Origin of the sequence: Methylibium sp. (assembly GCF_013817345.1) — a bacterium.
In the GTDB taxonomy this organism is placed as follows: Bacteria; Pseudomonadota; Gammaproteobacteria; order Burkholderiales; family Burkholderiaceae_C; genus Methylibium.
On sequence record NZ_JACDCW010000068.1, the window covers coordinates 1 to 23,491 of the forward strand.

At 68.9% G+C, this 23,491-nt stretch carries 23 protein-coding genes and 1 pseudogene; 14 read left to right on the forward strand and 10 right to left on the reverse strand.

The genetic code is table 11. The annotated features are described in order from the left end of the window. Nucleotides 1-114: 114 nt before the first annotated feature. Complete coding sequence (gene coxB / locus H0W40_RS13165; RefSeq protein WP_292446854.1) at nt 115-1,023, reverse strand: cytochrome c oxidase subunit II; 909 nt, start codon at nt 1,021-1,023, stop codon at nt 115-117. Nucleotides 1,024-1,223: 200 nt separating this feature from the next. Then, nucleotides 1,224-1,562, reverse strand: coding sequence for a c-type cytochrome (locus H0W40_RS13170; protein WP_292446856.1), 339 nt, complete (start codon nt 1,560-1,562; stop codon nt 1,224-1,226). 428 nt (nt 1,563-1,990) lie between these two features. Between H0W40_RS13170 and H0W40_RS13175 the strand changes: the two genes are divergently transcribed. The 4 genes from H0W40_RS13175 (at nt 1,991) to H0W40_RS13190 (ending at nt 5,005) form a co-directional block, all read left to right on the forward strand. Continuing rightward, on the forward strand, nt 1,991-2,953 hold the full coding sequence (locus H0W40_RS13175) for a c-type cytochrome (RefSeq protein WP_292446858.1): 963 nt from the start codon (nt 1,991-1,993) through the stop codon (nt 2,951-2,953). A 174-nt stretch (nt 2,954-3,127) separates the two neighbouring features. After that, on the forward strand, nt 3,128-3,313 hold the full coding sequence (locus tag H0W40_RS13180) for a CsbD family protein (protein ID WP_292446860.1): 186 nt from the start codon (nt 3,128-3,130) through the stop codon (nt 3,311-3,313). Between the two features lie 163 nt (nt 3,314-3,476). After that, nucleotides 3,477-3,929, forward strand: a complete 453-nt coding sequence (locus tag H0W40_RS13185) for a transporter associated domain-containing protein (protein ID WP_292446862.1) — start codon at nt 3,477-3,479, stop codon at nt 3,927-3,929. Then, complete coding sequence (locus tag H0W40_RS13190) at nt 3,926-5,005, forward strand: AI-2E family transporter (RefSeq protein ID WP_292446863.1); 1,080 nt, start codon at nt 3,926-3,928, stop codon at nt 5,003-5,005. Before H0W40_RS13185 ends, H0W40_RS13190 begins: the two co-directional genes overlap by 4 nt. Before the next feature lie 12 nt (nt 5,006-5,017). On the opposite strand, the gene H0W40_RS13195 is transcribed toward H0W40_RS13190, so the two are convergent. Together H0W40_RS13195 and H0W40_RS13200 are read right to left on the reverse strand one after the other, a co-directional pair. Beyond that, nucleotides 5,018-5,590 carry a hypothetical protein gene (locus H0W40_RS13195; RefSeq protein ID WP_292446865.1) on the reverse strand — a complete coding sequence of 191 codons (573 nt, stop codon included), beginning with the start codon at nt 5,588-5,590 and terminating at the stop codon, nt 5,018-5,020. Between the two features lie 54 nt (nt 5,591-5,644). Then, complete coding sequence (locus tag H0W40_RS13200; protein ID WP_292446866.1) at nt 5,645-6,712, reverse strand: AI-2E family transporter; 1,068 nt, start codon at nt 6,710-6,712, stop codon at nt 5,645-5,647. 182 nt (nt 6,713-6,894) lie between these two features. On the opposite strand from H0W40_RS13200, the gene H0W40_RS13205 reads away from it, so the two are divergent. Beyond that, on the forward strand, nt 6,895-7,677 hold the full coding sequence (locus H0W40_RS13205; RefSeq protein ID WP_292446868.1) for an SGNH/GDSL hydrolase family protein: 783 nt from the start codon (nt 6,895-6,897) through the stop codon (nt 7,675-7,677). Here H0W40_RS13205 and opgC read toward each other — a convergent pair. Both opgC and H0W40_RS13215 read right to left on the reverse strand, forming a co-directional pair. Continuing rightward, a complete protein-coding gene (gene opgC, locus H0W40_RS13210; RefSeq protein ID WP_292446870.1) occupies nt 7,610-8,785 on the reverse strand; it encodes an OpgC domain-containing protein in 1,176 nt (391 codons plus the stop codon). The genes H0W40_RS13205 and opgC overlap by 68 nt on opposite strands. Nucleotides 8,786-8,831: 46 nt before the next feature. Next, entirely contained in the window at nt 8,832-10,280 is a 1,449-nt protein-coding gene (locus H0W40_RS13215) for a phospholipase D family protein (protein WP_292446872.1), read from the reverse strand. A gap of 383 nt (nt 10,281-10,663) precedes the next feature. Here H0W40_RS13215 and H0W40_RS13220 point away from each other — a divergent pair, with 383 nt between their 5' ends. Together H0W40_RS13220 and H0W40_RS13225 are read left to right on the forward strand one after the other, a co-directional pair. After that, nucleotides 10,664-11,152: a hemerythrin domain-containing protein gene (locus H0W40_RS13220; protein ID WP_292446874.1), complete on the forward strand. Its 489-nt coding sequence runs from the start codon at nt 10,664-10,666 to the stop codon at nt 11,150-11,152. Between the two features lie 10 nt (nt 11,153-11,162). Then, nucleotides 11,163-11,582, forward strand: a complete 420-nt coding sequence (locus H0W40_RS13225; protein ID WP_292446875.1) for a response regulator — start codon at nt 11,163-11,165, stop codon at nt 11,580-11,582. A gap of 72 nt (nt 11,583-11,654) precedes the next feature. On the opposite strand, the gene H0W40_RS13230 is transcribed toward H0W40_RS13225, so the two are convergent. Together H0W40_RS13230 and H0W40_RS13235 are read right to left on the reverse strand one after the other, a co-directional pair. Then, nucleotides 11,655-11,795: a hypothetical protein gene (locus H0W40_RS13230; RefSeq protein ID WP_292446877.1), complete on the reverse strand. Its 141-nt coding sequence runs from the start codon at nt 11,793-11,795 to the stop codon at nt 11,655-11,657. Between the two features lie 193 nt (nt 11,796-11,988). Beyond that, the gene (locus H0W40_RS13235) at nt 11,989-12,216 is read right to left on the reverse strand and encodes a hypothetical protein (protein WP_292446880.1); all 228 of its coding nucleotides are present in this window, start codon (nt 12,214-12,216) and stop codon (nt 11,989-11,991) included. A 180-nt stretch (nt 12,217-12,396) separates the two neighbouring features. On the opposite strand from H0W40_RS13235, the gene H0W40_RS13240 reads away from it, so the two are divergent. Beyond that, nucleotides 12,397-13,416: a PHB depolymerase family esterase gene (locus tag H0W40_RS13240; protein WP_292446881.1), complete on the forward strand. Its 1,020-nt coding sequence runs from the start codon at nt 12,397-12,399 to the stop codon at nt 13,414-13,416. Nucleotides 13,417-13,468: 52 nt separating this feature from the next. On the opposite strand, the gene H0W40_RS13245 is transcribed toward H0W40_RS13240, so the two are convergent. Continuing rightward, complete coding sequence (locus H0W40_RS13245) at nt 13,469-13,678, reverse strand: hypothetical protein (protein WP_292446884.1); 210 nt, start codon at nt 13,676-13,678, stop codon at nt 13,469-13,471. A 226-nt stretch (nt 13,679-13,904) separates the two neighbouring features. On the opposite strand from H0W40_RS13245, the gene H0W40_RS13250 reads away from it, so the two are divergent. The 3 genes from H0W40_RS13250 to eutC all read left to right on the forward strand — a co-directional run bounded on the left by H0W40_RS13250 (nt 13,905) and on the right by eutC (nt 17,766). Further along, nucleotides 13,905-15,008, forward strand: a complete 1,104-nt coding sequence (locus tag H0W40_RS13250; RefSeq protein WP_292446885.1) for a hemerythrin domain-containing protein — start codon at nt 13,905-13,907, stop codon at nt 15,006-15,008. 138 nt (nt 15,009-15,146) lie between these two features. Continuing rightward, nucleotides 15,147-16,637 (forward strand): ethanolamine ammonia-lyase subunit EutB, encoded by a 1,491-nt coding sequence (locus H0W40_RS13255; protein ID WP_292446888.1) that lies wholly within the window; start codon nt 15,147-15,149, stop codon nt 16,635-16,637. Nucleotides 16,638-16,917: 280 nt separating this feature from the next. Next, a complete protein-coding gene (gene eutC / locus H0W40_RS13260) occupies nt 16,918-17,766 on the forward strand; it encodes an ethanolamine ammonia-lyase subunit EutC (RefSeq protein ID WP_292446890.1) in 849 nt (282 codons plus the stop codon). Between the two features lie 137 nt (nt 17,767-17,903). Here eutC and H0W40_RS13265 read toward each other — a convergent pair whose 3' ends face one another. Further along, complete coding sequence (locus H0W40_RS13265; RefSeq protein ID WP_292446892.1) at nt 17,904-18,545, reverse strand: TetR family transcriptional regulator; 642 nt, start codon at nt 18,543-18,545, stop codon at nt 17,904-17,906. A 285-nt stretch (nt 18,546-18,830) separates the two neighbouring features. Here H0W40_RS13265 and H0W40_RS13270 point away from each other — a divergent pair, with 285 nt between their 5' ends. From H0W40_RS13270 to H0W40_RS13280, 3 genes and pseudogenes are all read left to right on the forward strand, one after another. Continuing rightward, nucleotides 18,831-20,081: an efflux RND transporter periplasmic adaptor subunit gene (locus H0W40_RS13270; RefSeq protein ID WP_292446897.1), complete on the forward strand. Its 1,251-nt coding sequence runs from the start codon at nt 18,831-18,833 to the stop codon at nt 20,079-20,081. A gap of 11 nt (nt 20,082-20,092) precedes the next feature. After that, the gene (locus H0W40_RS13275) at nt 20,093-23,269 is read left to right on the forward strand and encodes an efflux RND transporter permease subunit (protein WP_292446894.1); all 3,177 of its coding nucleotides are present in this window, start codon (nt 20,093-20,095) and stop codon (nt 23,267-23,269) included. After that, nucleotides 23,266-23,491 (forward strand): annotated as a pseudogene (locus H0W40_RS13280) (hypothetical protein); the annotation flags it as partial. The gene H0W40_RS13275 and the pseudogene H0W40_RS13280, both read left to right, overlap by 4 nt.

Here is a 23,491-nt window from a genome sequence, read left to right on the forward strand (position 1 = left end):
ACCGCCGCACTGAAGCGAAGCCCGCCGCCCGCCCGCGGCTTTGCTCAACACGCCGAACATACAAATAACGCAGCGGACTGACGGCCCCCAACGAGCCGAGAACAGACAGTCGTTTCATTTCAGCTGCGTCAGGTAGGCGGCCAGCGCCTTCAGGTCCGCCTGGCCGACATGCGCGAACGAGGGCATGCGTGCGCCGGGCTTGAGGTCCTGCACGTTGCTGATCCATGCCATCAGCGTGCCGGGGTGGTTGGGCAGCACGCCGGCACCGAGATACAAGCGGCTGCCCACGTGGGTGAGGTCAGGCCCGAGCTGCAGGCCCTCGGCCACGCCGCGCACCGTGTGGCAGGCGGCGCAACGCTGTGCCACGAAGGCTTCGCGCCCGAGCAAGGCCAGTGCGTCGGCCGGCTCCGCCGCCGCCTGCGCCTGCCGCGCGAGCCACGCCGCGAACTCGTCGGGCGCGTGCGCCACCACGTGCAGCGCCATGCGCGCATGCTGTGTGCCGCAGTACTCCGCGCACTGCCCGCGGTAGGTGCCGGGCTCGGTCGCGTTGACGAGCAGCCGGTTCACGCGGCCCGGCATCATGTCGACCTTGCCGCCGAGTTGTGGCACCCAGAAGCTGTGGATCACGTCGGCCGTGGTCAGGCCCAGGTGGACGGTTCGCCCGACCGGCAGGTGCAGCTCGTTGGCGGTGACGATCTCTTCGCCCGTGGCCGGGTCGCGGTAGCGGATTTCCCACCACCACATGTGCCCGGTCACGCTCACCACCAGCGCGTCGCTCGGCGTCGCTTGGGCGAAGGTCGCGCTGCGCAGCGTGGTCCAACCGAGAAGCGCCGAGAGCACCACCACCGGAAACACCAGGCCACCGCCGACGATCCACAGCGCCGGCCGCACCGGCCGCGCTGGCTTGCGCATCGCGCGCCACAGCAGCGCCATCACCAGCACGAAGATCAGCGTGCCGCCGCCGAACAGCACCCAGCCAATCTGCGCGATGGAAGCGGCGTCGATGGCAGCTGGTGCCAGCACCGAGCTCGAGGAGACGCTTCGATCGCTCAGGTCTTGCGCCTGGAGCGGCGAGGCTGCTGCCACAACGAGCGCGAGCAGCGGCAATGCCCGCCGCTCGCACAAAGACCTGCGGACCGCGGGACGAGGCTTCGTCTCGCAAGCCGCCGCGCAAGCACGCCGCACTAGCGCGAGCCAACTTGCAGCGAGATTCCCCGTGTGCTTCATTTCAGCGTGAGCAGATAGGCCGCCATGTCGCGCGCATCGGCCTTGCTGGCGCCCATGTCGGGCATGGCGGTGCCGGGGATCAGGGCGGCTGGATCGGCGATCCAGCGGGCGAGCGTTTCCGGCACGCTGGGCAGCTGCCCGGCGATGTAGCTGCGCCGCCCGAAGGCGCCGAGCGGCGGGCCGATGCCGCCCTGTGCCGCCGGTACGCCGGGAATGGCGTGGCAACTGCCGCACTGGTATTGCGAGAGCAGGCGCAGGCCGCGATCGGCATCGCCAGCAGAAAGCGGCTGCGGCGTGGCAGCGCCGCCCTGCAGGACGTCACAGCCGCTCAGCATGAGCGCCAGCGCTGCGCTGGCGAACAGTCCAGGGCGCAGGAGCCCGCGGGGCGTTCGAGTCCCAGGACCGCGGCGCGGGCATGCGCAAGCCGGGTCGTGCTGCGGTGTGCGGTTCATTGCCATCCTTGCTGCCGCGACTAGCGCGAGTCGTGCCCGCTCGATCCGAGGCCTGCGTTCGTGCTGCCCGTTCGCATGCCGTGTGCGCCGTGGGTACAGCGGCTGTGGCGTTGCGCGTGGCGCGCGGGGAGTCGCGCTGCAACGGTGACGCGACCGGTGCAACGAGCCGGCACTTGTCAGCGTTGCAGCACGGTTTGCCGACCGCAGCTCGAGCCTGGCGGTCACGGATCTGGATGAAGGAGTCGAGCCGCGGCACGGACAAGTCGCCGCCCCCGAGAGTCCCGGGCCTTGCACTTGCTTGGCCGGCAAGCGTGAGCGAACCCCCGATGCAGCCTGCGGCCGATGCCCCGCCGACCGTTCCGCCCGCACGCGGGCGCGAGCCCGAGGGCGAGCGCAACGCGGCGCCATCCGCCCAACCGTCCAGCTCTGCACCGTGGAAGGTGGTGGCATCGACGCTTGCGGTGCTGGCCGGCGTCGCCGCGCTGATCGGGGTGGTCATGGTCTATGGCGGCCTGTACAACGTGGCGGCGACGGCGGCGCATCTGCAACCTACGTATTCGGTGCTTGAAACGGCGATGAAACGTTCGGTCCGGCTGCGCGCGCGCAACATCGAGCCGCCGCCGCTCGACGAGCCCGAACTGCTGCAGCGGGGCGCCGCCTGCTTTCGCGACCACTGCGTGCAATGCCATGGCGCGCCCGGCGTCGCGCCGGGCGACTTCAGCCGGAGCATGCAGCCGGTGCCCGTCTCGCTGATCGACGCTGCCCGGCACTGGCGTGCGCGGGAGCTGTACTGGGTCACGCGGGAGGGCATCAAGATGAGCGGCATGCCGGCCTGGGAGTACCACTTGAGCGACCGGGAAATGTGGGCGGTGGTCGCCTTTCTCACCCGCCTGCCCGCGCTGACGCCGCAGGGCTACGAGGAGCGCATGGCCGCAGCCGACAGCGAGCAGTGCCGGGTCGGTGGGGCCGATGAAGCGGTCGGGCCGGCGCTCGTGGGCAACGCCGAGCGGGGCCGCCAAGCCATGCGCGAGTACGCCTGCATCGCCTGCCACAGCATTCCCGGCGTGACGGGCGCGCCCGTCCACATCGGCCCGCCGCTCGGCGGCCTGGCCGGGCGCCAGTGGATCGCCGGGGCATTGCCGAACACCACAGCCAATCTCGTCGCCTGGCTGCGCGACCCTCAGCGTATCGATCCCGAAACCGCGATGCCTGACATGGGCGTAACGGCTCAGCATGCGCACGACATGGCGACGTATTTGCAGACACTGCGTTAGCCGCCACCGAATCCGTAGCTGCAGCGCATATCCGTGGGTCGAAGCCGCTCAGCGTGTAAGCCTTTCCCTACGCACGAGGGTGCCCTTGACCACAGACGCAGAGCGGCGGGGCAGCGAAAGTTTCGCTACGCCAAGGCGCTTGTGCCTTGCGCCAGTTCCGACAAGGAGACAGTCATGAACAAGGACCAAGTCAAGGGTCGCGTCGACGAAGCCGCCGGCAAGGTAAAGGAAAAGACCGGCGAAGCCGTGGGCAACAAGCGCATGGAAAACGAAGGCCGCGCTGACAAGGCGAGCGGCAAGGTGCAGGGTACCTACGGCGATGCCAAGGAAAAGGCCAAGGACGGGATCGACAAGCTCTGATCCACCCCGCTCATTCCACACTGGCGGATCGGCCCGCCCGACGAGTCTGCGCTTCTTGATTGCGCAGGCGTGTCGGGCGGGCCCGATTTTGTTCGCACGTACACGCTCCCTACAACACCCGTGCCCGACAGCGCATGACCGAACTCCTCACGGACCCTGCCGCATGATCCGGCCGGCGCTGATCGTGCCGGAGTCCGGCGCCGTGCTCGACCTGATCGGCAAGCTGCGCAAGGCGCCCGGGCAGATGGCGCTGATCAGCGACGAGTACGGCACCCTGCACGGACTCGTCACGCCGATCGACGTGTTCGAGGCCATCGCGGGCGAGTTCCCAGACGACGACGAGCCAGCCGCCATCCAGCCGCTGGGCGATGGCAGGTGGCAGATCGAGGGCGGCGCCGACCTGCACCAGGTGGAGCGCGAGCTCGAGACGAGCGGGCTGGTCGACGAGCGCGAGGACTACACCTCGCTGGCCGGCTTTCTTCTCGCCAGGTTCGGTAGGCTACCCACCATCGAGGAGGCAGTGAAGCATGATCGCTTCGAGTTCCGCGTCGCCGCGCTCGCCGGGCATCGCATCGCGTCGGTGACCGTCACCGCTCAGTGGCCCGAGCTGTCATGACGCGAGCCTTGCCGACTGCCGTGGAGTCGACCTCCTGGAGCTTCCCCCGCAAGGTCGCGCTCGTCGCGTTCTCGCTGCTGCTGGCGCTGATCGCCTGGCAGTTGATGGACCTGTTCATGCTCGCTTTCGGCGCGATCATCGTGGCCGCGGCGCTTCGCGTCCTGGCCGGCTCGCTGGAGAAGTATCTGCGCGTGCCCGCGGGCTGGTCGGTCATGAGCTGCCTGGTGTTGCTGACCGGCCTGCTCGTCCTCGGCATCTGGCTCGTGGGCGATCCGCTCGTCGAGCAGTTCGAGCGGCTGCGCGAAGGCTTGCCGGCGGCGGTGGACGCGGTGATGGGCTGGCTGAACAACCATCGGGTCGGAACGGCGGTGCTGCAGTACGTCGACGAGGTGCGCGCCGACACGAGCCCGCTGGCGACCCGGTTGGCCGGCTATGCGGGGTTGACCTTTGGCGCCCTGGGCAGCGCCGGGCTGATGCTCATCATGGGCATCTACCTGGCCGTGTCGCCGCGCGTTTATCGCAACGGCCTGATTCGTCTGGTACCGCCGGCATTGCGCAACCAGGCGGCGGACGCCCTCGATGCCAGCGGCGCCGCGCTCTCGCGCTGGCTGCTCGGGCAGTCGGTGTCGATGCTGTTCGTCGGCAGCGCCACGGCGCTGGGCTTGTGGCTGCTCGACGTGCCGCTGGCGTTCTCGGTCGGCGTGGTGTCGGGCCTGCTCGCGTTCATCCCGTTCTTCGGCGCCATCGCGGGCGGCCTGCTGGCCGTGCTGCTGGGCTTCATGCAGGGGCCGCAAACCGCGCTGTATGTCGTGATCCTCGCCCTGACCATCCAGCAAATGGAAGGGCAGGTGCTGATGCCCTTCGTGCAGCGCTGGGCGGTCGATCTTCCGCCGGTGCTGGGGCTGGCTGCGGCCGTGATGTTCGGTGTGCTGTTCGGCCTTATGGGCGTCTTGCTGGCCACCCCCGCGATGGTCGTGCTCATGGTTCTCGTGCAAAAACTCTACATAGACGGTGTGCTCGAGAAGCGCGACGACATGGCCCTGGTGAGCGTGGCGGGTCGTTCGTCACGCGGCTGACCCGATCTGCGGTCAGGCCACCGCGCGTGCGGCGGATGGCCGTTCGCTCGGCGTCGCGAACGGTCCCAACGCTTGCAGCTCGGGTGAGTCGCGCTGTGCCGGCGACAACCGGCTGGCCTGACGCCGTTGCGCCGCCGCGCACCCACCGACTGCCAGCCCGAGCGCGAACGCGCCGTACACCATCAGCAGGCCCGTGCGGGGAAGCCGCCGCTCGAATCCGGGTGTGAGCCGGCTGGGCACCAGGCGCAGGTCTACCAGGGCCGCGCCGGCAGTGGCCAGTCCGGCGTTGCGCAGCATCGTCGGGGCGCCGGCGCCTGCGGGCGGGGCGAGGAACTTCTCGTACAGCACGCCCCAGAACAGCGCGGAGCCGACATGCAACGCGAGCCCCGGCACGGTGTAGCGCAGGCTCGGCGCGTTCTTGCGCAAGGCGACATCGCCCCACACGATGTGGCTCGGCGCGTTGATGGCGGCCGTTGCGCTGCCGACGCTGCGGCTTGCGCACACCGCCAGCATGGCCAGCGAGCCGGCGGCGGCCGCGCCGCCCGAAAATCGAGCGTCCGCGGCGGCGTCTTGCCAGGTCTTCATGTCGTCAAACTCCTTGTCTTGCAGGGCCTCGTGTCGGGCTGTGCAGGGCAAGCTTCATTCCACCGCCTGCACGTCCCGGCGCGGGGCGGCTCCAGCCGCAGCCTCGGCCTCGGCCCGCGGTGTTTCGACCACCCGGTCCACGTACAGCCGCTGAATCAGGATCATCAACAGCACCATCAGCGGCGTGGCCACCAGAACGCCGACCGGCCCGAAGAGCAGCGCGAACATGACCGCCGCCACGAGCCCCAGCACCGGCGGCAGCCGCACGGCCCAGCGCTGGATGAAGGGCAGCAGCACCATGTCCTCGAACTGCTGCACCGCGAGCATCAGCACGGCGGCTTGCAGCGCCTTGTCGGGCCCCTGCGCGAACGACAGCACGACGATCAGCACGCCGGAGGTCACCGCTCCGAAGAACGGCACGAAAGCGAACAGGCCGGCGATCACGCCCAGGCTCAGCGCCAGCGGCATGCCCAGCAGCGCCAGGCCGATGCTCGTCAGCGTGCCGATCGCCAGCATCGACAGCCCCTGACCGAGCAGCCAGCGCGACAGGCCCTCGCCCGCGGCCTGCAGGGCCCCATCGACTGCCGGCCGCTGCTCCAGTGGCAGCAGGTGCAGGAGGCCACGCCGGTACAGCGCCGGGTCCGCGGCCAGATAAATGGCGATCACAACGACCAGCAGCACGCTGCTGATGGCACCGAGCGTCATCGTCGCCAGGCTGGCCAGCCGGGCCCAGAACGCTTCCCCGCTCTTGGCGTTGCTCCACAGTTCGAGCAGGGTCTGGCCGAAGGGCTGGCTGTCGAGCCAGTTGCGCGCCGCGTCGAGCGCCGGCGGCAGCGCTGCGCGCAGGTTGGCGAACTGTTCAGCCACCCGGTCGCCCAGCAGCCAGATCGCCAGTGCGATCACTGCCAATCCGCCCAGCACCACCAGTGCCAGCGCCAGCGGTGCCGGCAGCTTCAGGTGCTCTTGCAGCGGCCTGGCCAAGGTGCGCAGCGCCACCGCCATCAACACCGCGGCGAACAGCAGCACGATCACATCGAGCAGCCGCCAGGCCAGCAAGGCGAGGGCGACGATGGCGACGAAGGCGACGACCCGCGCCAGATAGGACTGGGGCGCGGCGTTCATGCTCGTTCTCCTTGTCTCAACGGCAGGCGAGCCTGCGGGGATGACCCTGCCCGGTGCGGCGGCAAGGCGAGGGACGGAGCTCTCCGGGGCAACGAAGAACACAATTCGCGTTGTTCGGGGCGCCACGCCGGATGGCACTGCGCACGTTCCATTTCATCCACTCTCTCGGCAAGGCATTGCGAATGCGCAAATCGATCCTGCTCATGGTGTGTCTGAGCGGCTTGGCCGGCCTGGCTACCTGGGCGGTGCCCGCGCGCGCGCAGTCGGGGCCGGCCAGCCCGCCGTTGCAGGCCGATACGGCCCGTCCGACGCATCCCGCCGTGGTGGTCGACCCGCGCTGGCAAGCCAGCCTGGACGCCTTCGCCGCCGCCGACGAGCTGCGCGCACCCAAGCCCGGCGGCGTTGTCTTCGTCGGCAGCTCGTCGATCCGCCTGTGGGACGGGCTGGAAACGCAGTTCAGTCAACTGCCGGTGATCGTCAAGCGGGGCTTCGGCGGCTCGCGCATGCTCGACTGCACGCAGTACCTCGAGCGTCTGGTGCTGCCTTACAAGCCGCGGCTGGTGGTGGTGTACGCCGGCGACAACGATCTGGCCGAAGGCCGATCGCCCGAGGACGTATTGGCGAGCTTCCGCGGCTTCGTCGAAGGCGTTCAACGCCAGTTGCCGCAAACGCGCATCGCGTATCTCTCCATCAAGCCGAGCCCGCTGCGCGAGGCGCTGCTGCCCAAGATGCGCGCCACCAATGCGCTCATCGAGCGCTACAGCCAGAGCCGACCGCTGCTCGACTTCATCGACATCTACACGCCCATGCTGCAGGCCGACGGGCGCCCGCGCCCGGAGCTGTTCGCCGCCGACGCGCTGCACCTCAACGAAGCCGGCTACGCGCTGTGGCAAGAGGTCATCGCATCGCATTTGCGTTTGGCCGAGACCGGCGCCGCCGCTGCCGCCGCGACCACCGCTCCTTGACGGCCGCGGCGTAGCGGTCGAGCCGCTGGCTGATCAGCGCCACCGCGTAGAGAGCGGCAAAGCTGCCGATCACGATCAGCACATCGACCGCGAAGGGCCGGTCCGGCTTCGGCGCGCCGAACTGCACCAGCGCCAGCAGCACCAGGACGAGGTGCGCGCAGAACACCGGCAGCGAGGCACTGCCCATCACCTCGAGCCAGGTCAGGCGCGGCAGCCGGTCGAGCAGACGCGGCCCGTAGTGCATGGCCAGCACCAGCAACGCGAAGAAGTTGAACAGGCGCAGCGGCCCGACGTGCCACTTGTCGAACAACAGGTTCAGCGCGCCGTTGTCGCCGAAGGGCACCTGGCCGACCGCCTGGCGCCACACGAAGGCGGTCAGCGCATAGACCAGCGCGAGGAGCACCACCGCCCGCGGAAAGCGCCTCTCGGCGTCGGGCTTCTGTGCAGCGCTCGAACCCATCCACAGGCCGAGCACCCACAGGAACTGCCAGCCGAAGATTTCGAAGGACCCGTAGGCCTTGGGCGGCACTGTCGTCAGGCCGCTTAGCGCAATGCCTGCCGCGTAGAGCCGGTCGCCCAGGTCGAACTGCGCCAGCAGCCAAAGCAGCAGGCTGCCGCCCAGGACGGCGAACCAGCCGCGCGACACGCCATGCGCAAGCAGCAGCGGGCTGACCAGCATGAAGACGATGTAGATCGGCAGGATGTCGAGCAGCGGCGGGTTGTACAGGAGGAGCAGCGAACCGATGAAGGCCGTCAGCGGTTCCTGGAGAAAGAAGCCCATCAGCCCCTTGACCTCGTCGCGGTCGAAGGTGAGCCCGAGCACCGCGATGAAGGTGAAGAGGAACAGCAGCAGCGCCGCCTGGCACCCGTAGATCTTCAGTGCGCGCAGCAGGAAGGCCGTGCGCATGGCCGGAATGCCGTCCTTGAGTGCGCGGCTCGTGTAGACCATGCCCGCCATGTAGGCGGAAAGCATCACGAAGCCCTCGGCCGCCGAGACGAATCCGAAGGGCTGGCCGGCGGGGCCCGAGAAGCGCGTCGGCAGATGGGTCAGGGCCATCAGCACCAGCATCAGCCCGCGCGCGGCGTCGAGGTCGACGCGGCGCTTCACGGCACCTGTCCCGCAGAGAAAGCTGCAAGGCCCGCAGCCCCATCGATCACAGCATTTCCTCCGGCGCAAAGGGCGCCAGCAGCTTCAGCGTGAACAGCAGCAAGGGGCTCGCCTCGGGTTCGGTCTGCACGGTTTTCGGCTCCGGCCCGCCGCTGCTCCAGCGCAGGCCGCTGCCGTCTGCAGCGGGCGTCACGTGCCAGGCGCTTCGCTGGCTAACCGTCTCGAAAAAGCGCTGGAGTTGCCGCGCAAGCACGCGGCTGCGAATGACCAGGCCGATCTCGCTGTTGAGCTTGTCCGAGCGCGGGTCCATGTTCATCGAGCCGACCAGCAGGGTGCGCCGGTCGATGATCAGCGCCTTGCTGTGCAGGCTGGCCTGCGACGAACCGAAGGAGCCGAACCCGCTGCGCGGCGGCGCGTCGAATTGCGGGCGCAGTTCGTAGAGTTCGACGCCGGCCTTCAGCAGCGGCTCGCGGTAACGCGAGTAGCCGATGTGCACCACGGGAGCATCGGTGGTCGCCAGCGAATTGGTCAGCACGCGCAGCGCCACGCCCTTGCCTTGCAGGTCCTCGGCCAGCCCGACCCCGCGCGTGCCGGGCACGTAGTAGGGCGAGAGGACGATCACTTCGGCGGTGGCGCTGCGCATCAGCCGGTTCATGTCGTCGGCCAGGGTTTCCTCGGCAGTCGGGTCCTCCTCGCTGATGATCTTGGAGGGCGTGTCGGCGATCACCGCCGCCGGCGCCCAGACCAGATCGAGCCGCCCGGCGATCACCTCGCGGGCCAGGGCGTTGGCGATGATGCTCTGCTCTGCGGCCACGGGCAGTTCGCCGGGAGCGGCCAACGCTGCGGAGGCCTTGTCCGCGGGGGGCAGTACCGCGATGGCCTCGACCGGGTAGGCCAGCGGATCGTTCCAGAAGCGGTCGAAGGATTGCGAAAGCACCGGCACCACCGGGCCGGCGGCGATCACGTCGAGATCGACGAAATTGCTCTTGTCGCTCTGCACGAAGTAGGCGTCGCCGAGATTGCGCCCACCCATGATCGCCAGCGCGTTGTCGGCCACCATCATCTTGTTGTGCATGCGCCGGTTGATGCGCGCGAAGTCGGTGAGCGAAGCGAGCACGCGGGTCACGGTGGAGCCGCGCCCCGCGGGCAGCGGGTTGTACAGCCGGACCTCGATGTTGGCGTGCTCGGCCAGGCGCAGCATCAGCCCGTCTTCGCCGGCGGTGTTGAGGTCGTCGATCAGCATGCGCACGCGCACCCCGCGATCGGCGGCCGAATGCACGCGCGTGAGCAGTGCACGCGACGAAGCGTCGCCGCGAATCAGGTAGTACTGCAGGTCGAGAGTGCGCTCGGCGTTGTCGGCCAGGGCGGCAAGCGAGCCGAAGGCGTCTTCGCCGGACAGAAGCAGTCGAAAACCCGAGAAGCCGGCCCGTGTGACGCTGCGCGCGACCAGGCGGCCGAGGGCCGTTTGCTCCGGCTCTGCCAAGGCGCGGCTCACCGGACGGTCGGCAGGCGGCGCCGGCAAGGTGGCGCACCCGGAGAGCAGGAGCAACGCAGCGGCGGCGAAGAGCGCAAGGGCGCTCCCGGTTAAAGACAGGCGCGCGCGCCATTCGTTAATCGGTAAATGAGGCCGCACCGACCGGCAAGAGACGCCGGGCGCACATGTCGCACCGTCCGCCACTGCCGCTTCCACGCGTTCCATGTTCACCTCGGCATTGCGAATGGCCCGCTCCTCTAGAGCGACCAGGACAGCAGCAAGTTGCCTACCGTTGCCTTCCATCGCGACGGGGCCGGATATGCAACCGGCATGCCAGGTCAGTGCGGCTGGGCACACCGATTGCTCCAGCGTGTGGTTGAGAGAACCACAAAGAAGGACTGCCAATGAATGCGATCGACCTGTTGACGAGCCAGCACCGCATGATCGAGGCGAACATGGAGAAGCTGCAACAGGGCGGCATGGAGAACTGGGACGCAGCGCTGTTCGCCGAGGTGGCCGACCACCTCACAGTGCACATCGCTTCGGAGGAACAGGTGTTCTACCCGGCCGTCAAGGCCAAGCGAACCGAAGACATCCTGCTCGAATCCCTGGAAGAACATCTTTCGCTCAAGCGCCTGCTCGCCGATCTGCTGGAGCTCGACCCGAGCGCGCAGACCTTCGAGCCCAAGTTCAAGGTGTTGCACGAGCAGACCGAGCACCATCACGAGGAAGAAGAGGAGCACCTCTTCCCCAAGGTCGCGCGAGCGCTGGACGCCGCCGAGCTGGAAGCGCTGGGCGACAAGATGAGCGGGCTGCAGCAAAGCCTGCGCCGCGAAGGCTCGCCCCGCGACGCGGTTTCGGAGCAGACGGACCAAGCCTCGGCGCTGGAGTGAAGAGGCTGTCTTGCAACCCTCCGCCAGTGTTGATTTCCAAGCGAAAACGGCTGCGCAATTGAGTGTCGCCCGCATCCTCATTGCCGACGACAACGTCGACGCGGCCGACACACTCGCCATGCTGCTGGAAACTTCACGCTATGAGACCCGCACCGCCTACAACGGCGAGCAGGCGGTGGAACTGGCGCAGTCTTTCCATCCTGACCTGGCCATCCTCGACATCAACATGCCGGTGATGGACGGCTACGAAGCGTGCCGCCGCCTCAAGAGCATGGATGGGCCGACGCCCATCCTGGTTGCGCTCACCGGGCGCGGACAGCCGGCCGACAAGGCACTGGCCCGCGCGGCGGGGTTCGACATCCATTTGCTCAAACCGACAGACGGCGGAGAGCTTTGCCGCTTGGTGGATCGGGCGTTGGCGGATCGCTGAATTTCGCTGCTCGACAGGCGGGGAAGTTCGGAACCGACTTCTGCGCGACGCCATGCGCGCGCAGACGCGCGGTCAAAGCACCCTGACGCCCGGCGGCGTGACGTCGGTCACCAGCAAGGACCCGGGCGCGCTGCCATGCTCAGCCAGCAACTCATCGATGCGTTTGTTCTGTGCCGGTGCGTCGTTGATATACCAAGCCGCATTCAAACGCATCAATGCTGGTGCTGCAGCGCAGCTGCCGGGGGCATCGGGCGACCGGCTTCGTTCATGTCCTCCGGTGTCGGCCTGCCGGCCGACACCTCCCCCTTTACTTCACCGTGCCGCTCACCCGACGCCCTCGGCAGCAGGCACCGCCGGGCCGGCCGGAGCCGGTGAGGGCGATCGAGGGGACCGCGGCGAGGCGGAGCTACTTCCCGGTCTGGTGATAGGGCAGCAACTGAGCCACATCGACGCCTTGGGCGCGCTGCAGATACCAGCGTTGCGCCTCGGTGGCCCAATCGTCTTCGTCGGCGGTTTCTTCCCGGCGCAGAAGCGGAGGCCGCAGGTCGCTCGAACCGAGGCTGGTCGATGTGCCGACGACGCCGTGCCGTGCCAGCCAGGCTTCGGCCTTGTCGCTTTGGCTTTGAATGGTCATGCGAGTTCCTGACGCTGTGTGGATGAAGGGACGCTTGAGCCGTTCGTTCGAGAGCAAGCGCTGTTCCCGGCCGAGCGGGCCTTGAATCGGGCCAGCGGCAGTCAAGCGGCAAAAGCCGGCGTCGTTTAGGCTTTGTGCACTGCACCATTGCGCCGAGATCGACTCCGGCGACTGATAACCATGCCTGTCCGCCGCAAGCGCACGCCTTCGCTCGCAAGCTCGTACCGCCGAGCTATTTCGCAATGGACGCGTCTGGCCCATTCGAGCCTGAATACCGGCCGCCGCGTCGCCGGGCAGGCAACGGCGCTGAACAAGGCGGCAGCGCGCCAGAGCGTCCCGGTGGCCGGTGGTGCCTGGCTGAGCGGCTTTGCGATGGGCCCCGCTGGCATGCGGCGCTTTCGGCTCTACCGTCCGCGCGCCGTGGGCCTGGGCGAACGCCGGCCGCTGCTCGTCATGCTGCACGGCTGCGGGCAGGATGCGAACGGCTTCGCGCTCAGCACGCGCATGAACCGCATCGCGGCGCGCGAAGGCTGCTTCGTGCTTTACCCGGAGCAGGACCGCAGCGCCCACCCGCACGGCTGCTGGCACTGGTACGGCACGCGGTCCGGCCAGGCCCAGCGCGAGGCCGCCACCCTGGCCGCGGCGATCGATCAGGTGTGCCTGCTCTATCCGGTGGATGCGACGCGCGTGGCCATCGCCGGCTTGTCGGCGGGCGCGAGCATGGCGGCGCTCATGGTCACGCGCGAGCCGGCGCGGTTTTGCGCGCTGGTCATGCATTCGGGCATCGCGCCGGGCATGGCCGATTCGTCGATGACGGCACTCAAGGCCATGCGCGGGCGCAGCGGGCAGGCCACGCCTGCGCTGCCAGGCGCCTTGTGGCCGCCCCTGCTTGTGATCCATGGCGATGCCGACGGCGTGGTGGCCATCAGCAACGGCGCGACGGTGGCGCAGTTCTGGGCCGAGCAGGCCGGCGCGCTGGGCCAGGCGAGCCGCGAAGTCCGGCGCGGCCGGCGCCGGGCCATGACGGTGACGGACTACAAGGCGCAGGGGCGGCTTGTCGCCAGCCTGTGCCGCGTCGAAGGGCTGGGCCACGCATGGAGCGGCGGCGATGCGCGCCAGCCGCTCGGCGACGCGCAGGGGCCCGACGCCTCGCGCATGGTCTGGTCTTTCGCGGCGCGGCAATTCCGGACGCGTGCGTGAGGGCGCGTCCAGCAGCGATCAGCCCAGCGGCGGGAGCGGTGGCCGGGAGCGATCAGCCGAGCGGCGGAGGCGGTGGCGCCGGGTGCTCCGACTCGACGGCAGCGGTACGCGTGTCGAGCAGCTTGATGCATTCGCCCAGGCAGGCAATGGCGTTGGCCATCTGCTCGAAGGTCTTCGCGGCATCGCCGTTTTGCGTGGCGAGGCGGGCCGCATCCATGTCGGCTTTGGCGTGGTCGAGAAAACTGGCGATGGAAACTGACATGAGCGATCCTTCCTGAACCTCGAGTTATTGCCGGCGCCTCGGGGCCGCACGCGGTGCGTGGCACACGCGGGCCGCGGCGCGCAGCGAGCCTCATCATAGGCAGCGAGCGGCGCATCGCCGGGGCAGCATCGATACCGCTGACCGCTCCGCACCGTCGGGTACATCGCTTGCTACGCAAAGGCTTGTTCTACAGCGGTCCCTTGTGCCGCAGGGAAGGAACACCGCCATGAAGCAAACCGTCGTCGGGGTTTTCGATCGCATCGACGCTGCCCGTCAGGCAGCCGACAGTCTCGGCGTGAGCGGCTTCGGAGAGGGCAGCGTGCATGTGAGCGCAGCAACCGGGGACGAAGCCACGTTGTCCGGCGCCCCGCGGCTCGATAGCGGTGAAGCGCGCGGGGAAGGCGGCGTCATGGATGGCCTGCGCAGCTTTTTTGCCGAAATCTTCGGCCCTGGCGACGCCCATCAGCACGAAGCGGAATACGCCGAAGCCGTGCGCCGCGGTGCCGTGGTCGTGAAGGTTGACGTGCAGGATGAAACCCGGCTCGACATCGCCCGCGAAACCCTGCAGTCGGCGGGCGCGATCGACATCGAGGAAAGGGTCGCTGAGTGGCGCGAGGGCGGCTGGGCCGCGGGTAACGATCTGCCCGGTGCGGGCCCTGCGAGCGCTTCGCCGGGCGCCGGCGTCGCCGGCCCGGTGGCGGCCACCCGGCCGGCAGGTTCCGCCGGCGCAGTCGGCCGGGGACGCGTGCGCGTGTACTCGCACAACGGCGCGCAGGGCGGCGGCGGCAGCGCGCCAGAGTCGGTGCAACGCCCGCTCGATCTCGGCGATGACGTCCCGCTGGCGACGGGCGGCTCGGCGCCGAAAGTCGACGCGCTTGAACTGTTGACGAGCGACCATCGCAAGGTCCGGCAGCTCTTCAAGGACTACGAGCGCCTCATCGAGTTCAAGGCGCAAGCGATCGAGCGGCAGCCGCTGGCCGAAAGCATCTGCGTGCAACTCACCGTGCATGCAGCGCTCGAGGAAGAAATTTTCTATCCCGCCGCGCGCGCCGCTCTTATGCCGACCGATCTTGTCGACGAGGCCAGCGTCGAACACGCCAGTGCGCGCGATCTGATCGAGCGCATTCGCGCCATGGACGCTGAAGATGAGCTGTACGACGCCAACGTGCGCGTGCTGGGCGAGTACATCGACCACCACGTCCGCGAAGAGGAAGACCAGCTCTTTCCCGCCGTGCGCGGCGCTTCGCTCGATCTCGCCGGGCTGGGCCTGGAGATGAGCGACCGCAAGGCGGAGCTGCTGGCGCAGTTCGGGCGGGAAGCGAAGGTCTGATCCCATGCGGCGCGGGCGTGCGCACCGCAGTAGCACAGCGCGCACGCCAGCCACCGCCCCGACCGGCACCCGCGTGATGACGCATGACGCTCGATCGACGAGCGCCATTCGACGCGGCGCCTGAGGCAGCATCGGCCCATGGGCTATCACCACACCGTCGCGGGCGAGCGTTTCGCGTTTGCCGACTTGCGCACGCTGCTGGCACGGGCGAGCCCGGCGCGCTCGGGCGATCAGCTCGCGGGGCTGGCCGCGGCGAGCGCGCGGGAGCGGGTCGCCGCGCAGATGGCGCTGGCCGAGTTGCCGCTTGCGCGCTTTCTCGACGAGGCCGTCGTGCCTTACGAGGACGACGAGGTCACGCGGCTCATCTGCGATGGCCACGACGCGGCGGCCTTCGCCGCGGTGCGCCACCTGAGCGTCGGCGATTTCCGCAACTGGCTGCTCGGCGACGCGGCCGACACCGCTGCGCTCGCCGCCCTGGCGCCCGGCCTCACGCCCGAGATGGCCGCCGCTGTCAGCAAGCTCATGCGTCTGCAGGACCTTGTGCTGGTCGCGCGCAAATGCAGCGTGCGCACGCGCTTTCGCAACAGCCTGGGCGAGCGCGGCCGGCTGGCCACGCGCCTGCAGCCCAACCATCCCACCGACGCTGCGAGCGGCATCGCCGCCAGCCTGCTCGATGGCCTGATGCACGGCAGCGGCGATGCGGTGATCGGCATCAACCCGGCGACCGACCGGCTACCGCAGGTGGTCAAGCTGCTGCAGATGCTCGACGGCGTGATCCGCCACTACGACATCCCCACGCAGTCCTGCGTGCTGACCCACGTGACGCAGACCCTGCGCGCGATGGACCAGGGCGCGCCGGTCGATCTGGTGTTCCAGTCGATCGCCGGCACGGAAGCCGCCAACCGCAGCTTCGGCATCAGCCTGGCACTGCTTGCCGAGGCGCGCGACGCGGCACTGAGCCTGCAGCGCGGCGCGCTGTTCGAGGAGGAAGACGGCACCTCGGCGCAGCCCGGTAATCTTTTCGAGACCTCGGGCGCCGCGCCGGTGAAGGCCGCGCAGCTTGCGCGAACGCAGCGCGGCGCCAACGTGATGTATTTCGAAACCGGGCAGGGCAGTGCGCTTTCGGCCGGTGCGCACCACGGCTGCGACCAGCAGACCATCGAAGCGCGCGCCTACGCAGTGGCACGGCACTTCGAGCCGCTGCTCGTCAACAGCGTGGTCGGCTTCATCGGGCCCGAGTACCTGTTCGACGGCAAGCAGATCCTGCGTGCTGGCCTGGAAGATCACTTCTGCGGCAAGCTGCTCGGCGTTCCGATGGGCTGCGACGTCTGCTACACCAACCACGCCGAGGCCGACGCCGACGACATGGACGCGCTGCTCACGCTGCTGGGCGCGGCCGGCTGCAATTTCGTGATGGGCATTCCCGGTGCGGACGACATCATGCTGGGCTACCAGAGCACGTCCTTTCACGATGCGCTCTATCTGCGCCGTGTATTGGGCCTCGCACCCGCGCCCGAATTCGAGGCCTGGCTGCTGCGCATGGGCATCACGCTCGCGGGTACGCCGGGCCGGCTGGCGGAGGGATTGCCGGCGCCGTTCCGGCGTGCCCTGGAGCTGCTGCCGCCATGAAAGAACAGGCCCGCATGAAGGTCCGGCCGGCCCTCACCCTAACCCTCTCCCAGAGGGAGAGGGAACAACACTTCTGCTCGTACCAGGAGAGGGAACCACAGCTCATCTTGCAGAGGGAGAGGGAACAACACTTCTGCTCCCACAAGGAGAGCGAACCACGGCTCATTTCTCAGTCGGACGAAGAACAATGCTTCGTCTGTCTGCGGCTTGTATTGCTCCCTCTCCCTCTGGGAGAGGGTCGGGGTGAGGGCCAGCCCGCATAACCGATGCGCCCCACGCAATGAGTACGCCCACCGACCTGCTCGTCACCGCCAACCCCTGGCAGTCGCTGCGCCGTTTCACCGCCGCGCGCATCGCGCTCGGCCGCGCCGGCATCAGCTTGCCGACCGCGGCGCAACTGCAGTTCCGGCTCGACCACGCGCGCGCTCGCGACGCGGTGCACCTGCCCTTCGACACTGCCGCGATCCGCACGGCGCTCGAAGCGCTGCAATGGCCGGCGCTCACCCTGCACAGTGCGGCGGCCGATCGCCGAACCTACCTGCAGCGCCCCGATCTCGGCCGGCGTCTGGACGACCGTTCACGCGCCAAGCTCGGCTCGCTGCATCTGAATGGCGGGCACACCACCGAGGCGGCGCGCTACGACATCGCGTTCGTCATTGCCGACGGCCTGTCGGCGCTGGCCGTGCACCGCCATGCCGTGCCGCTGCTCGCCGCGCTCCGGCCGCTGCTTGCCGCGGCGCCGCCGTGGCGCATCGCGCCGGTGGCTGTGGTGCAAGAGGCGCGCGTCGCCATCGGCGACGAGATCGGCGCGGCGCTGGGCGCCGACCTGGTGGTGGTGCTGATCGGCGAGCGGCCGGGCTTGAGTTCGCCCGACAGCCTGGGCCTGTACGTGAGCTGGGCGCCGCGCGTGGGGCTGAGCGACGCCGAGCGCAACTGCATCTCCAACGTGCGGCCCGAGGGGCTGCCTCCTTCGGCCGCGGCAGCGCAGCTGCATCACCTGCTCGGCGAAGCGCGGCGGCTGCGGCTCACCGGAGTCGGGCTGAAAGACGAATCGCCGGAGGCGGCGCCCGACACGGCGGGCAACGCCGACAACTTTCTGCTCGACGGCCCACCGCTTTCGCCGGGCTGAACCGCTGTCATGCGGCTGATGCGACGGCTCCTCGCCTGCGAGCGCGGTGGTGCTTCGCCGGCACCCTTGCGCCGTGGCGAGCAGAAGCGGGCGCCAGGGGTAGGCCGTCCCTGTGCGCCGCACGCTCCCTGCGCCGCTCAATGCCGGGCTGGGTGCACCGGTGTTGCGGCAGACCGCAGCGCATCCAGGTAGCAGTCGACCAGCTGGGTGCCGGTGCGGCGCAAGTCGAACGCCTGTGGCTCGAGCAGCCAGAACTGGATGAGCCCGTCGACCAATGCCCACAGGCCGCGCGCGGCGGTGCGCGCCGAAACCTTGGGCGTGAGCAGGCCTTGCGCGATGGCCGCCTTCAGGCACTTCTCGGCGCGCGTCACCCACTGGTTGTAGCGCGCAAGGTGGCGCTCCCGCACGGCACTCAGCTCGTCGATGTATTCGACCTTGTGCGTGGCAATCTCGAAAACCCTGCGCGTGCGCGGGTCGGTCACGGTCAGGCGAAATGCGCCCAGCACCCAGGAGCGCACTTCGGCCACCGGATCGAGTGGCGCGGCGCCGGACGGCTGGCGCAGCGCTTCCATCGGCAGCGTGGCACGGTTCATCATCTCGTTGAACAGCTCGGCCTTGTCGCGGAAATGCCAGTAGATGGCACCCCGTGTCACGCCGCAGGCCGAGGCAATGTGCTGCAACGAAGTGCGTGAGACGCCGTCGCGCGCGAACAGGTGTTCGGCCGCATCCAGGATGCTGTCGCGTGTGGCCAGGGCTTCTTCTTTGGTTCTGCGAACCATGTGCTGTTTGCCTCGGGGTCGGTTGAGGGTAGATCGAACATACATTCTATGCTGTATGTATACTGCGCCGCAGCAACTTGGAGCGTGCCGAAGTCTTCGGCACGCTCTTCGCTCGGCGCGTTCGGCGGCTCTTTCGCGCCGTTGCCGCCCGAGAATTTCTGTCTCCCGTATCGGCCGTCTGCGGCCCCAACCAAGCCGAGGACGCGCACCGTGATCCGCTGTGATGTGTTTCCTGTTTCCGCCGCACGCAGGCTGGGCCTTGCGGCCGGCTTCGCACTCACCGCGTTGCTGGGCGCTTGCGGCGCCCGCGACGACGCTGCCTCCGCCGCGCGCGCCAAGGCGCCGCCGCCCGAGGTGGGCGTCGTCACCGTCGCGCCGCAGACCGTGGCGCTCCAAACGGAGTTGCCGGGTCGTGTGGAGGCGGTGCGCGTGGCGCAGGTCCGCGCCCGCGTCAACGGTGTCGTGCAAAAACGGCTGTTCGAAGAAGGCAGCGAAGTCAAGGCCGGCCAGGCGCTGTTCCAGATCGATCCTGCGCCCTACCAGGCCGCCTTCGACAGCGCACGCGCAACGCTCGCCCGCGCCGAAGCCAACCTCACGCAGGCCGCTGCACAGGCCAAGCGCTTCAAGCCGCTGGTGCAGGCCAATGCGGTCAGCCAGCAGGAATACGTCAACGCCGTGGCCGCGCAAAAGCAGGCCGAGGCCGACGTCGCCGCCGGCAAGGCCGCCGTGCAGACGGCACGCATCAACCTCGGCTACGCCACCGTCAACGCGCCCATCGCCGGGCGCATCGGCCGTGCGCTGGTGACCGAAGGTGCGCTGGTCAGCGCGGTCGAGGCCACGCAACTGGCGACGATCCAGCAGGTGCGCACCGTCTACGTGAACTTCACGCAATCGGCGGGCGAGGTGTTGCGCCTGCGCAAGGCGCTGGCGGCCGACAAGATCGAGCGCAGTGACGCTCCCGGCGCCATTCCCGTTCGCGTGGTGCTGGAAGACGGCACCGAGATGACGCAGCCCGGCGAGCTCCTCTTCACCGATCTCTCGGTCGATCCCAGCTCCGGGCAAGTCACTTTGCGAGCCCGCGTGCCCAACCCCGGTGGCCTGCTGCTGCCGGGCCAGTACGTGCGCGTGCGGCTCTCGCAGGCCGAGGTGCCCGATGCGGTGCTGCTGCCGCAGCAGGCCGTCACGCGCACGGCGCAGGGCGACTCGGTGACGGTGGTGGGCGCGGACAACAAGCCCGTGAAGCGCAAGGTGCAGATCCGTTCGTCGCTGGGCACGCAGTGGGTCGTGCAAAGCGGTCTCGAGGCCGGCGAGCAGGTGGTCGTCGATGGCTTCCAGAAAATGATGGTGCCCGGTGCGCCGGTCAGGCCGGTGCCGTGGCAGGGCGGCCAGACGGTGGCTGCCGCCGGCAATGCCGGTGCGTCGGCCTCGCAGCCGGCTCCGGCGGCGCCCTCGGGTGGGCCAGCAGCTTCGGGATCGGTGGCCGCGCCGCCGGCCGCTTCGGCGCCGGCGGCCTCTGCCGCCGGCAGCCGCAGCTAGGCGAGCCGCCCATGTCCCGCTTCTTCATCGACCGGCCCATCTTCGCGTGGGTGATTGCACTCTTCATCATCGTGATGGGCGCCACCGCCATCACGCAATTGCCGATCGCGCAGTACCCGCCGGTGGCGCCGCCCACCGTGGTGATCTCGGCTACCTACCCCGGCGCCTCGGCCAAGACGCTCGAGGAAAGCGTGGTCAGCGTGATCGAGCAGGAGATGAACGGCTCGCCCGGCCTCATTTACCTGGAGTCGGTGAGCCAGGCCAACGGCACCGGGCAGATCACCCTGTCGTTCGCGCCCGGCACCAACATCGACCTGGCGCAGGTGGACGTGCAGAACCGGCTCTCTCGCGCCGCGCCGCGCCTGCCGCAGGCCGTGACGCAGCAGGGCGTGCGCGTCGACAAGGCGCGCTCGAACTTCCTGCTGTTCACCATCCTGGCGTCCGACGACCCGAACTTCACGCCGATCGCGCTGGGCGACTACGCCTCGCGCTCGGTGCTGCCCGAGATCCAGCGCATCAACGGCGTGGGCCAGGCACAGCTCTTCGGCACCGAGCGCGCCATGCGCATCTGGATCGATCCGGCCAAGCTGGTCGGCTACCGGCTCTCGCCCGCGGACGTGACGGCCGCCGTGCGTGCGCAGAACGCGCAGGTGTCCTCCGGCACCATCGGCGAGCTGCCCAGCGTGCCGGGCCAGCAGATCTTCGCGACCGTGGTGGTCGAGGGCCAGCTCACTACGCCCGAGGCCTTCGGCGGCATCGTGTTGCGCGCCAACCCGGACGGCTCGGCGGTCTATCTGCGCGATGTGGCGCGCATCGAACTCGGCGGTCAGGCCTACGCCACTTCGGCGCGACTGAACGGCAAACCCTCCACCGGCATCGGTGTGCAGCTCGCGCCGGGCGGCAATGCGCTGGAGACGGCCGACGCGATCCGTGCGCGCATGACCGAGCTGTCGGCCTACTTCCCGCCGGGCGTGAACTGGACCATCCCCTACGACAGCTCGCGCTTCATCGAGATTTCGATTCAGCAGGTCGTCATCACCCTGCTCGAGGCGGTGGCGCTGGTGTTCTGCGTGATGTACCTGTTCCTGCAGAACATCCGCTACACGATCATCCCGACCATCGTGGTGCCGGTGGCGTTGCTGGGCACGCTGGCGGTGCTGCTCGCGCTGGGTTTTTCGATCAACGTGCTCACGATGTTCGGCATGGTGCTGGTCATCGGCATCGTGGTCGACGACGCCATCGTGGTGGTCGAGAACGTCGAGCGCATCATGAGCGAGGAAGGCCTGCCGCCGCTCCAGGCCACGCGCAAGGCGATGGGCCAGATCAGCGGCGCCATCATCGGCATCACCGTGGTGCTGATCGCCGTGTTCGTGCCGCTGGCCTTCTTTGCCGGCGCGGTGGGCAACATCTACCGGCAGTTCTCGGCGGTGATGGTGGCCTCGATCATGTTCTCGGCTTTCCTGGCGCTTTCGCTCACGCCGGCTTTGTGCGCGACCTTGCTCAAGCCGGTGGAAGCCGGCCACAAGCATGCCAAGGGCGGCTTCTTCGGCTGGTTCAACCGCGGCTTCGCGCGCACGGCCCGGAGCTATGAGAGCGGCGTTGCCGGCATCCTCAAGCGCACCGGGCGCGCACTCGTCATCTACGCGATGCTGCTGGCCGTGGTGGCGCTCCTGTTCCTGCGGCTGCCCACGTCCTTCCTGCCCAACGAAGACCAGGGCAACATCATCGTCAACGTGCAGTTGCCGCCGGGTGCGACGCAAAACCGCATGCTCGAGGTGATGAAGCAGACCGAGGAGTTCATCCTCGAGCAGCCCGAAGTGCAGAGCATCGTGTCCGTGCTCGGCTTCAGTTTTTCGGGCAGCGGCCAGAACGCCGGCCTGGCGTTCGTGACGCTCAAACCCTGGGACGAACGCGAAGGCGACGGCGAATCGGCGCAGGCCCTGGCAGGGCGCACCACCGGCGCGCTGCAGAGCGTGCGCGATGCTTTCATCTTCGCGGTGAGCCCGCCGCCGATTCCCGAACTGGGCCGCGGCACGGGCTTTTCCTTGCGGCTGCAGGACCGCGGCGGCAACGGCAGCGAGGCGCTGCAGGCCGCGCGCAACCAGCTCATCGGCCTGGCTTCGAAGAGCCCCGTACTCTCGGGCGTTCGCCCGGAGGGCCTGGAGGACGCGCCGCAGGTCCTGCTCGACATCGACCGCGACAAGGCCAACGCGCTGGGCGTTCCTTTCGAGGCCATCAACGCGGCGATCTCCACCTCGCTCGGCTCGGTCTACGTGAACGACTTTCCCAACAACGGCCGGCTGCAGCGGGTGATCGTCCAGGCCGACGCGCCGGCCCGCATGCAGCCCGACGATCTGCTCGGCATCAACGTGCTCAACCGCGAGGGCAATCCGGTGCCGCTGTCCTCGTTCGCGAGCACGCGCTGGATCACCGGGCCGATGCAGACGGTGCGCTACAACGGCTACCCGGCGGCGCGCATCACCGGCGACGCCGCACCCGGCTACAGCACCGGCCAGGCGCTCGACGAGATGGAGCGGCTGGTGGGGCAGTTGCCGGCGGGCTTCGCGTTCGAATGGACGGCGCAGTCGCGCGAAGAGAAGCTTTCGGGCGCCACTGTTTTCATCCTGCTCGGCTTCGCGCTGCTCGCCGTGTTCCTGAGCCTGGCGGCGCTCTACGAGAGCTGGTCGATCCCCTTCGCCGTGCTGCTGGTGGTGCCGCTGGGGATCATCGGCGCACTGACCGGCGCCCACCTGCGCGAGATGCCCAACGACGTGTACTTCAAGGTCGGCCTCATCACCATCATCGGCCTGTCGGCGAAGAACGCGGTGCTGATCATCGAGTTCGCGAAGGACCTGCACGCGCAGGGCAAGGGGCTCGTCGAGGCCACGCTGGAGGCGGCGCACCTGCGCTTCCGGCCGATCATCATGACCTCGCTGGCCTTCATGCTGGGCGTGCTGCCGCTGTTCATCGCCTCGGGCGCCGGTTCGGCCAGCCAGCGCGCCATCGGCACGGGCGTGATGGGCGGCATGATCTCGGCCACTTTGCTTGCAGTGCTGTTCGTGCCGGTGTTCTTCGTGGTCGTGCGGCGCATCTTCAAGGGCAGTGAGCGGCAGCGCCGTCGCGATGCGCACGAGATCGATGCGGAGCCTGCGCCGCCGCGGCCGGTGCCGAAGGGAGACGCGGTATGAGGCATCGCATCGCATCCCGCGGCGTCGCTGCATCGCTTCGACCCCGAGCGCCGGAACACGCCGGATGGGGGTTTCGTCCGCGTGGCGCGTGGCGGGCATCGAAGTTCGCGACGCTCGGCGCAGCCCTGCTGCTTGCCGGCTGCGCATCGCTCGCGCCGCCGCACGAGCGGCCCGTCGCGCCCGTCGCGCCGGCCTATCCCGGCTCGAGCGCCGAGCCCGCAC